Raw genomic sequence first — 10,661 nt, 5'->3', positions numbered from 1 at the left:
CGTTCAGGATGACGTGATAATTCTAGGGCACGTCATCCCGAATGCAATGAGGGATCTCCTGAATGTGGTGCTATGCCTGCATTTGGAGCTCCTTTACTGCGTTCAGGATGACGTGATAATTCTAGGGCACGTCATCCCGAATGCAATGAGGGATCTCCTGAATGTGGTGCTGTTCCTGCATTTGGAGCTCCTTCACTGAGTTCAGGATGATGAGAATTCCAAGATTATTGATAAGTTACTTTTTATATAGTTGATCATTCATATTTTTTAGGCCTTTATCATGAAGTCGCAAGAGCAAAAGGGTTCCTTATACGCCATAGTATCCGGATTTTTATATGGATTTATTGGTTATTTTGGACTTAGTGCCATGAACGGAAACATATCAGCCGGAACAATGTTGTTCTGGCGTTTTTTAATATCAAGCATTTTGATATTAATTATTTTAATCCCGCAAATTAAAACCATAAATGATTCGTATCGATCCATGTTTATCGCCTTTCTTGGTGGTGCTTTGTATTACGGTGTATCAACACTGCTGTATTTTTATTCCTCTCAATATATTGGCTCTGGTTTGGCAATGGTTATATTTTTCACTTATCCGGTGATGATTATGTTGCTGAATTTTTTCTTTTACGGTCAGTCCATTCCCCGTATTTATTACCTGGCTACCTTTATCATCCTGATGGGTATGTTGCTGTTAATTGACATGAATGAGGCCGCTTTTGATTTATTGGGTATCAGTCTTGGTCTGATTTCCGCTTTTTTTTATGCGTGTTATATAATCACCAGTAAACGTAATAAAATTTCACCTACAGTCTCGACTTTGATGGTCTGCTTAGGATGTATGATGACCAGTTTTTTTGTGGCTTTGTGGGGTAATACGTTTTCATTTCCTGCATCTGCAACTGTCTGGATTAATTTATTTGGAATTGGAGTGGTTGCTACAGTTATTCCTATTTTATTGATGCTGCACAGCTTAAAATACATCAGTTCTGAGAAGGCTTCCATTTTATCGGTTCTTGAGCCTGTATTTGTGGTGATATTTGGCGTACTTTTATTAGGCGAAGAACTCAAACCTTGGCATGCACTGGGTATTGTTTTTGTGTTGTCAGGAGCTTTAATTACATTATTCAGCCATCGAATCAATCTGGGGCAATTAAAACGTTGGGTATTTAAAATAACAGATGCTTAGTGATTGGACGTTCGTTTCATACTCCCGCTAGCTCCCGTCACCCCCACGCCACCCTCACGCCACCCTCCGCCACCCTCCCGTCACCCTCCGCGAAAGCGGAGGGTCCATGAACGGTAAGTCCAATATCGAAAAACCGTAACAATTATTCATAGATGAACTATCAATAAACCTTGGCACTGAATCGCTATCGAGTTGAAGTTAACCAATTCAATATTGTTTCATGTTCAACTGTATTTAAAAGAGCAGGGGCGTGTCCTGCATCCTTTATCTCAAAAACATCTGTTTTATCATGACTTCGTTGCATTCTTTTAATGATTTCTGGTGTCAGTAAATCGGATTGAGTCCCGTGGATGACCAGAACGGGGCATTGTACCTTTTGCCAAACTGACCAAAGATCAATGTCATAGAATATTCCTTCCATAGCCTTGTGGGGATGATGAAAAAACTCGGACATGACTTGAAGGGACGATTTTGGGTTTTTGATACCCGGATCTACCTTGGCAATAAAACGACCAGGAGCGACTTCCTCCACACTGCGTGCAGTAAAGTCATCCCATTGTTTGTCAGTTAGGGATCCGAATCCAGAGAAATTTAATTTATAGAATTGTTTTGCTTCATCGATACTCTTAAATTCAGGTTCCTTTCCTGCATATTTAGCCAATCTTCGTAAGCCAAAGATAGGAATTTGAGGACCTATATCATTCAAAATAAGACGTTGAACAGGTGTATTGGGTAGCGCGGCCATCATCATTCCTATCAGCCCACCCATAGACGTTCCTATCCAATCAAGGCGCTGCGCTTTAGTTCTGGCAATCAGTGCGTTCATATCGGAAAGATATTGAGTAAAATTATAATGATGAGAATGTTTAAACCAGGAGCTGTCGCCACGGCCCACGACGTCAGGGCAGAATACATGACGACCATTCATACTCAAGTAATATGCCAGTGCGTCAAAATCATGAGAATTACGCGTGTACCCATGGACACACAATACGGCAGGAAGTTCCAGATCAGAACTTCCCCATTCGGTATAAGCTACATTATGGAATCCTTCATCAGAAATTCCGAGAAAAATATTTTTTTTCATAGTGTTCTGACAGGATGTAACCTAATGTCCATTAATACCAGTTGCCAGAATAACTGTCTGAGCCACAACATCCATTATAATTTGTGCCACAACAACCATTAGAACAGCTTGCACATAATACAGAAACTGAAACGATTACTAAGGCCAGTATTATTTTTTTCATTGCCTATCCTTGCTTGTTTGTGTATCTTAAATATACGCCATGATTGTAAAATTTTCCAATTGCAAGTGTATTGGTCTTTATGTAAGCAATTACATCGATCAACTGACCTCTTCAGTTTCAACTGTTCTAATTGAAATTATTCATAGAGAGGATCGTGCATTATGGGGTTAAGCATTTTGAATGTGACGTTTTGCGTTCATCCAGAGTGATGTACCGTGCAACAGATAGAGTGACCTACAGCTCAGGCTATAGGTCGATACTGGAAATTACATTGTTATCAGAGGTCATTAAATGCTCTAAGTCTTGTGAAAGTGAATCCAATTAACCAGGTATGCTATAGCATTTATTGTCTTGAACCATTAAAACAATCGTGCTGTCCTGCGTTAAAGTTAAACTGCCACAGTTGATGTTATCACCAAAAAGAGAATCTTTTTTATATCCAAAATTGTATTCTTTATCTTTAGGTCCTCTTCCAGAATAGGATTTGCCTAAAGTACCGAATTCTTTTTTATCTACAGTAAAACCTATTGCTACAGCATTTTTTTCCATGGTTTTTACTGTAATCTTAATTGTATCCGCTGCAAATGCATGAATAGAAAATAGACTAATAAAGATACATCCCAATCTTTTTAAACCCTGTCTTGTCATGTTCATCCCTGTAATTTTTGTAGTACTAATAAAACTAGCCAGAAAATCGGGTTTTGTCTATAGAGAAAGAAAATAAACCTCCAGATAAATCTGACTTTTTATTTCGAGATTGCTCATTCATACTCGTCGTTTTGAAATTGTAACCATTGCAGTTTCCATAAATCATGGAGAAATAATTGGTTGGGTTCCTTATTCAAAAAAGGATTAAGATCATGATGAGATATGAATCGGTTATTGGCAATCAGGAGGAGCAGATCTTTAGATACTCCCAGGGTCTCCCATTCACAACCATTAATATAAAAATGATGTACTGTACTATCCTCTTCGATGAGGTAAGCAAAACGACAAGATGCGTCGCGTACCAAATCAGTTTCATTTAATTCGGCAATAAAAGCAGGCAAATCGACCCATTCCTCTTCTTCCAGTGGCGGGGCTAATTGCTGTTCTGCCTGCTGATCAAGTCGGGTGGCAAAACAACCAAACCAGGATTTCATAATGTGTTCATCTTCAATTAAATGCTGTAATAAGTGTTTGGCTTGTTGCCATGCGGGTTTTTTAATTTCAGAAGTTCTCTGTTGATTAGACCAGTCCGGGTCACGATACAGCGTTTTAAATAAATCCTTTTCTGACAAGAAATCGCCCAGGCTATCCCAGACTTCCTGACCCTGATAGCTTCGATAACCAAAAGAGTAGGTCATGCATTGGTCTGATAAGGAAATTCCATAATGGCCTATGTGAGGGGGCAGATAAAGCATGTCACCTTCTTCAAGGATGAATTCCTCTTCCGTGTCAAACTCATTCATAATCCGTAATTCCAGATTAGGGATGTAATTTTCCGGAGTGCAGTTTTTAGAGGTTAGCGACCATTTACGGCGCCCCATTGCTTGATATAAAAATACATCATAATTATCATAATGTGGTCCGACACTGCCATAAAGTGTGGCATAGCTGATCATGACGTCATCAAGACGCCATTGCGGGATAAAATCAAATTGATCCAGTAAGGCATAGACCTCTGGAATCACTCTATCAACACCCTGAACCAAAAGAGTCCAATTACGTTCAGGGAGGGTTGAAAATACAGACTCCTGAAAGGGGCCTCTTTTTAAATGCCATTGATTCAGTTCATCAGTTGTTTCAATGACTATGCGACTTTCCATGTCTTCTTCAAGCGCAAGGCCTGCTAACTCATCTGGTGATAGCGAATTGATAAAATCGGGTAATGCATTTCTAATGACCAGAGGTTTTTTCTGCCAGCATTCTTTTAGAAACGTTTTTAACGTGATTTCGTGGAAATTAACCATTGAATGAATGATATCTGTAATTGAGAGTGACCAATATATACACGCTGAAATAGAGTTAAGCAAATTAATTTGTAAGAAACTCCTCATCTTATAGGGTACTTATTCGCGGTTGGACTTAATAATTGGTTAATGTGCTTGTGTTAAAATAAAGCACCTTGGTATGGAACGAATTGTTCATTCAGAGTGTTGCAATGTACCGATAATCGATTCAGAACCTTGTTTTTAAGTTAAAGCGACGGTTGTTTAATGTGTTATTGATTTACAATTTTAAGTGATAATGATGAGGTCAAAATGAGCTATGATATAGAATCAAGAAAAAATCTGCATCGGTTTCTTGAGCAATTGAAGCTTGGTGCTCACTATAAAAAACCTCATGATATTGAACAATTTGCAAGCAAAGCTACAGCGTTGCATTCACATTATATGTCCAATCCTGAACGAAGCTCCCTTGCTCGATCTGAATATTTGGAGCCACTTCGCCAATCACTTAAAAATTACCAAAAAGAAATCGTCAAAGATAAATCCTGGTGGGGGCTATTTATTGGGTTTTTCGGTTTTCTTCCCCCTCATGAACGATCTTTACAGAATGTGATTAATCAAGTTGATCGTTCGTTTAAACAAGCTCAGAAACAGCAAGACGACCTTTTATACCCCAATTTCTTTTTTCGTATCCTGCGATTTTTTGGATTTACTTCCAATGAATTGTTTGTACGTAAAAACTACAAATCCTATACCTCTAATGAACAATTAAAATACCTCTCCCATCATCTAATGGGCGATCAGGAATTAAATGCACATGAAACTTTGCAAGGTAAAAGCAAGTCAAGTGCTTACCAGCATTTCTCAAATGATTTGAAAAAATTTATAAAAAACTCACAGAATACACTTGATCCCATGACAACAGAGCAATTGCTGTCATTGAAAAAGAAGTTTGATGACGGATTTGTATTGGCCAGTAAAATTGATTTTATGCTTCTTATCAATCATGTCGATGAAAGCAAAGAGCGTCGTGAGGAACTGTTGTATGATTTGACTTATCAAATTAAGCATTCTATATACAATCTTGCCGTGGGTGATTCCATGATTATCCCTCATGGTTTTGGTAGTGAAGATGGTCGACATGCTACCGTTGTTGAATGCAAGCGTATTAACCAAAATGATGTTGTTTTCAAGTTCATCAACACCGGGTTTGGTGTTAATGAAACCGCAAGCTATAAAACCATTTTTAAATCGGCATTGTTGGGTGATAATCGCACCCGTCCAATCAAGGTAAGCAGTCCTTTTAACATTGAGTCTTTGCTTAAGGATCAGTTTATCGAACGATTATTAGTTCCGGTAGTCATTGGTGATAACGAAAATGGCGAACTGATGAATGCACCGCTATTAGAATTATATCGTGCTGGAAAATTGCATGATGATGAACAATCTTTAGAACTGCAAACCAATGGAACCTGCGCTCAATCCTCCTTACTTGCCTGGTTCAAAACACAGGTAACCGACCCTGTGTTTGTGCTGTTTAATTCTTATATTATCCAAAGAGCGCACCATCATCTTCACCATTATAAGGGAACTAACTCAGAACTTGAGCCGGGTCTAAATGCCTTAAGACGAGCGGGTACTATAACAGCAGAAAAAAAACAAAATGAGCTGTTGAAAGCTAAAGATCAGATAACAGCTGAACTTCAACATCTTAGAACTGAACTGGGATCGATTTTAAGCAAAAAGGGGAAAGTAGTTCCTCGACATCTGGATTTTACTGCTTATTATCAAAAAAAATGTCAGGGTAATAAACTCAATAGCGACGAAAAGAATATGATTGCTAATACTAATTCTTTAACCCCCTTAAAAAAACAACAAACCAATATTGTCAAAAAAGCTTTAGGTATTGCGTTTTTTCAAAATCAAAGTTCTGGTGAAGCGAGTAATAAAGTCAGTGATCGAGCTCAAAAAGCTGTTCTGGCTAAAAAAATTGCTGGCCATACTGCTTATATTGAAACTGCAAATAAATTGGTTCCCTAAAGGTTATTAGGCGTTGAAACACGTCCTAATTCAATGAGGTGAAACTTTGCGCGGTTTTTTTTGACTGAGAACTTGTCTGAACGACTTGAATAATAAAATGGTCTGTTTTTTATTTTCCTTGGAATGAGCCTCAGTGCGTTTCAGGCGTAAGGTTTCGTAACGGTACAAAAAATTAGAAATCGTTGGTGATAAGGTCGGTATTTTTTCGATCAGTGAATGACACTGTTGTTTTAAGGTTGCAGATGGATGGGTTGATACATTAAAGCGCTTGAATTCTTTTTGTAATAGATGATACTCAATAAGTAAGGGATCTCTGTTTCTCCTTTGCCACCAATGATAGTACATTCCATATAAAATGATAAATAGTAAAAGACTGGTAATGGATGCTTGCAGTAATTGCGCCATATTCCATTCTTCAAGGCCTGCTTTTTGTAATAAATCTCGCTGAGTCTCCTGGTTATAAAATAATAACCATCGTTCTGCAAAAAATCGAACTGACTCCAAAAATAATCGGGAACGCTGTAACCATGACATGCCTGAGAGGTTGTATCGTTCTGTTTGATTTAATCGATATGCTCTTGCTTCCTGTATGGAGGGATCGATACGCTCAGAGGAGATGAATGAGGTTGGATCGAACTCTTGCCAGCCAATACCTTCCTGCCAATATTCTAACCAGGCATGAGCATCGTTTTGTTTAATCGTCAGGTATTGCGCCAGTGGATTCCATTCGCCGCCTTGATAGCCTACTACAATTCGCGCCGGAATACCGACCGAACGCAATATCACGGTTAGGGCGCTGGCATAATGTTCACAAAACCCTTTTTGTGTATCAAACCAGAATTGATCCATTTGATTTTTATTTGATTTGAGTAAGGGGGGAGTTAAGGTATACCAAAATGGATTTTCTTTGATGTAGTTCTTTAAAAATGCAATAAATGCTTGTGGATTTTGATTCAGTTTCACAAACTGTTCTTTTGCCCAAACGTTAATGCGTGGATTACTATTTCCTGGTAATTGAGTCGTTTGAAACAGTTCTCTTTTACTTAATTGGTGGTAGGGATTCGATTGGACTTTCAGAGCATAGGAAAAACGTTGATTTATCAAATCATGATTCTGACTGATTAACCCATAATTGAGTGAAAATAAGAGATTGGGACGAGAAAACTCAGGATAGCCCAGATAAAACAACCATTTTTTTTGGTGTGGCTCCAGCAGTACTTCATAATCAGCGGTTTCATTCGGACTGAGTTCTTGTAAGGGCGGGAAGGCAGATGTATTGTACCATCCGTGATTCCAGCTTATCCCATTATATAAACTTAAAATTAATCCTCGCCAATATCCATTCAGAATGGGTTGGTTTTTAAACGTAATTCTCATGGCAATGCTGTCATCATGAAACAGTTCAGCAATTGAACCGGGATTCATTTTTTCACTGAATCCGGTATGCATTTGGCCTTGAGACGGAACTTGCCATAATGGATTGGTCATACGTGGAAATATATAAAACAGGATGATGCTTAATGGTATCCCTATGAGCAATAGTTTGATGCTTTTTCCACCTACTAATCTCAGTGAAGCTTGTGGTGCAGTTAATTTTAACATCAAGGACAGATTGGCAATGATGCCTATAATTAAATAGAGAATAATCCAAAGTTCCTGCAGGACGAGAAGGGCTGAAAAGATTATATAAAAATTACAAAGAGCAAGTACCTTCAAATCCCGGAAGTTATGAATTTCAATGATTTTCAATCCAATAAAAGTGAGTAAGAATCCTATGAAAAAACCACTTGATACAATGCTGCCATAATGTAGTTTCAACAAAAACAAGCAAACAGCGACCAGTGTAAAGCGGATCCACTTATTGGGTACTGGAAGGCAATAATAATCAGCAATTAAACGATATCCCATTGCGGATAAAACCAGGATAAACAACCACCATGGGGCGGTAAACAAATGAGGAAGATAACAAATCAACATGATAAATAGGGTATATCTTATGGTGTTTATCAGGGTTTGTTGAGAGGGTATGCTGTTCATTTGAATAATGCCAATTGACGTAAACAATAGCGTAAATGGTGTTCACCTCGATCAAACGGGGTCGTGTTATTGGTTAATTCCAGGCTATAGATCAGACCATTTTGTTCCGCAGTGAATAACCAATAGCACAAGTTCTGCAGTTTTGTTTCCATCTGTTCTGTTGGCAGATCATTTAATTTAAACTGCCAATAATCTCCTTCTGTACTGTCCCTGGTTTTAACATACCAACCCTGTCCTTTTGCGGCAATTTTCCAGGCGATAAGATTCGGTTGTATCCAGGGATTCTCAACTTGTTTTAAATCATAAAATTCTTCATCTCCCTGAATATTTTTTCTTTTGTTGTGTTGATTGGAGACCGGGAGCGGCCAAAAATCAGGTGACACAGGGGCGGGATAGACATAATAAAGTATGTCGAATCGGGCATACCCCCATACCTTAAAGATTCCAAAGGGATACAGACTGGAAATTGCGATCCGGGGCAGGGTAAAGCATCCACGTTCTGTAGTTTCGACAGGTAAGATAAACTGCATCCCTTCAGGAGGAATGTTCTCTATACGAGTGATGGGCTGATTCGCAATTTGAAATTCCATTCCAAATCGGTTTTTGGTGTTGGGTACAATGAGCAGGGTAATCTGAGCTGGTTTTCCTTGCTGTGTATCCTCAACCGAAATAAATTTGATTGTTAAGTCTTTTAGATTGGAATGTGCTTCCCAGGCGCTGGTCAGACCTATAACCGCCATCAGAAAGGTCATTAAAAACAGGGTGCTTATTTGATAATTAATTGCTCCGGAAAACAGGGTAAGTACAATGAGGCCATAGATCCAGCCAAGGCCTGAAGGCAGTATGTATACATTGTTTGAGCCAAGGACTTGTGGATTTGATAATGGAGTCCGATGGTTAATCCATTGATTCCAATATTCCTTACCTCTGATTTTCGCTTGATTTATCACACTGGGACCTCAACCTCATTCATTAAAAGTTCCGTTGCTGACAATTGAGTTTGTGATTTTTTAATGATGAGACGATGATTCACCACTGCTGGCATTACGGCCTGAATATCATCTGGTCGAATGAAATCACGTTCATCAGTTCGTGCATATGCTTGTGCCGCTCGTATTAAACCCATGCCTGCTCTTGGGCTAAGGCCATGATTAAACCAGCCTTGATTACGGCTGGCCGCAAGTAGTGACTGTACGTAATCAAGCACCAATTCAGAAACCTGGACTGTCTGGCATTGATGTTGGAGATCCAGTAATTGATTTGGATTGATGATGGGCTTCAATTCAGTAAACTGGTTATGCTGGCCAGGTGATTTTAACAGGATCCTTTCTGCTTCTGGTGGTGGGTAGCCAATAACCAGACGCATGAGAAACCGATCGAGTTGAGACTCGGGCAGAGGGTATGTTCCTGTATGATAAGAGGGATTTTGGGTTGCGATTACAAAAAATGGATCGGGCAAGGGTTCGGTTCCTTCATCCGTTGTAACCTGCCTTTCTTCCATGGCTTCCAGTAAGGCACTCTGAGTTTTGGGTGTCGCTCGATTTATTTCATCAGCCAGAATTAGTTGAGAGAACACGGGGCCTTTGTGAAAATAAAAGGACTTGAGTTGGCTGTCAAAGATTGAAACTCCCAGAAGATCACTGGGAAGCAGATCGCTGGTAAACTGAATTCGTTTATATTGCATCCCTGTAAGTTGTGCCAAGGCATGACTAAAGGTGGTTTTACCCATGCCAGGGATGTCTTCAAGGAGCAAATGCCCATTGGCTAACAAACAGGTAATTCCTAGTCTTACTACTTCCTCTTTTCCCAGGAGCGTATGACATAATGCGTGTTGTAATTCTTTTATCATATGAAGTCATTTTCAAGATGATTATTGCAAAGTATAGACAGGACTCACGAATAACGCCCGATCTCTTCGTTAAAAGAAATTTTAGAACGTGACACCGAGCCAATGGTTGGAGATCCTTCACTGCGTTCAGGATGACGAATCATGGAACCGTCATCCCGAGTAGAACGAGGGATCTCCAGCAATTGGCACCGAGCCAATGGTTGGAGATCCTTCACTGCGTTCAGGATGACGTAATTCTCGGAGTTGAAAACGCTCCGTCATCCCGAATGTAATGAGGGATCTCCTGAATGTGGCTCTGTGCCTGCATTTGGAGATCCCTCACTGCGTTCAGGATGACGTAATTCTCGGAGTTGAAAACGCTC

At 39.4% G+C, this 10,661-nt stretch carries 10 protein-coding genes; 3 read left to right on the top strand and 7 right to left on the bottom strand.

Annotation, left to right across the window (positions count from 1 at the left end; translation table 11 throughout):
- Together Lqua_RS18705 and Lqua_RS08080 are read left to right on the top strand one after the other, a co-directional pair.
- A partial coding sequence (locus Lqua_RS18705) for a hypothetical protein (RefSeq protein WP_238585545.1) occupies nucleotides 1–199 on the top strand: 199 nt, incomplete at its 5' end.
- A gap of 81 nt (nucleotides 200–280) precedes the next feature.
- Nucleotides 281–1,192 (top strand): DMT family transporter, encoded by a 912-nt coding sequence (locus tag Lqua_RS08080; RefSeq protein ID WP_058473750.1) that lies wholly within the window; start codon nucleotides 281–283, stop codon nucleotides 1,190–1,192.
- A gap of 184 nt (nucleotides 1,193–1,376) precedes the next feature.
- Here Lqua_RS08080 and Lqua_RS08075 read toward each other — a convergent pair whose 3' ends face one another.
- The 4 genes from Lqua_RS08075 to Lqua_RS08065 all read right to left on the bottom strand — a co-directional run bounded on the left by Lqua_RS08075 (nucleotide 1,377) and on the right by Lqua_RS08065 (nucleotide 4,394).
- Nucleotides 1,377–2,279, bottom strand: a complete 903-nt coding sequence (locus Lqua_RS08075) for an alpha/beta fold hydrolase (RefSeq protein WP_058473749.1) — start codon at nucleotides 2,277–2,279, stop codon at nucleotides 1,377–1,379.
- A gap of 31 nt (nucleotides 2,280–2,310) precedes the next feature.
- Nucleotides 2,311–2,442, bottom strand: a complete 132-nt coding sequence (locus Lqua_RS18890; RefSeq protein WP_274519356.1) for a hypothetical protein — start codon at nucleotides 2,440–2,442, stop codon at nucleotides 2,311–2,313.
- A gap of 321 nt (nucleotides 2,443–2,763) precedes the next feature.
- On the bottom strand, nucleotides 2,764–3,090 hold the full coding sequence (locus tag Lqua_RS08070) for a hypothetical protein (protein ID WP_058473748.1): 327 nt from the start codon (nucleotides 3,088–3,090) through the stop codon (nucleotides 2,764–2,766).
- A 113-nt stretch (nucleotides 3,091–3,203) separates the two neighbouring features.
- Nucleotides 3,204–4,394: a cupin domain-containing protein gene (locus Lqua_RS08065; RefSeq protein WP_058473747.1), complete on the bottom strand. Its 1,191-nt coding sequence runs from the start codon at nucleotides 4,392–4,394 to the stop codon at nucleotides 3,204–3,206.
- A 291-nt stretch (nucleotides 4,395–4,685) separates the two neighbouring features.
- Between Lqua_RS08065 and Lqua_RS08060 the strand changes: the two genes are divergently transcribed.
- The gene (locus Lqua_RS08060) at nucleotides 4,686–6,413 is read left to right on the top strand and encodes a hypothetical protein (RefSeq protein ID WP_058473746.1); all 1,728 of its coding nucleotides are present in this window, start codon (nucleotides 4,686–4,688) and stop codon (nucleotides 6,411–6,413) included.
- A 30-nt stretch (nucleotides 6,414–6,443) separates the two neighbouring features.
- Here Lqua_RS08060 and Lqua_RS08055 read toward each other — a convergent pair whose 3' ends face one another.
- Genes Lqua_RS08055 through Lqua_RS08045 form a run of 3 tightly spaced genes read right to left on the bottom strand, consistent with a single transcriptional unit; the run spans nucleotide 6,444 to nucleotide 10,299 of the window.
- Nucleotides 6,444–8,450 carry a transglutaminase TgpA family protein gene (locus Lqua_RS08055; RefSeq protein ID WP_058473745.1) on the bottom strand — a complete coding sequence of 669 codons (2,007 nt, stop codon included), beginning with the start codon at nucleotides 8,448–8,450 and terminating at the stop codon, nucleotides 6,444–6,446.
- Complete coding sequence (locus tag Lqua_RS08050) at nucleotides 8,447–9,400, bottom strand: hypothetical protein (protein ID WP_058473744.1); 954 nt, start codon at nucleotides 9,398–9,400, stop codon at nucleotides 8,447–8,449. Before Lqua_RS08050 ends, Lqua_RS08055 begins: the two co-directional genes overlap by 4 nt.
- Nucleotides 9,397–10,299: an AAA family ATPase gene (locus Lqua_RS08045; RefSeq protein ID WP_058473743.1), complete on the bottom strand. Its 903-nt coding sequence runs from the start codon at nucleotides 10,297–10,299 to the stop codon at nucleotides 9,397–9,399. The genes Lqua_RS08050 and Lqua_RS08045 overlap by 4 nt, the downstream gene beginning before the upstream one ends.
- Nucleotides 10,300–10,661 lie beyond the last annotated feature (362 nt).

The organism is Legionella quateirensis (assembly GCF_001467955.1).
Classification (GTDB): domain Bacteria; phylum Pseudomonadota; class Gammaproteobacteria; order Legionellales; family Legionellaceae; genus Legionella; species Legionella quateirensis.
This window is presented reverse-complemented; position numbering and strand designations above follow the sequence as displayed.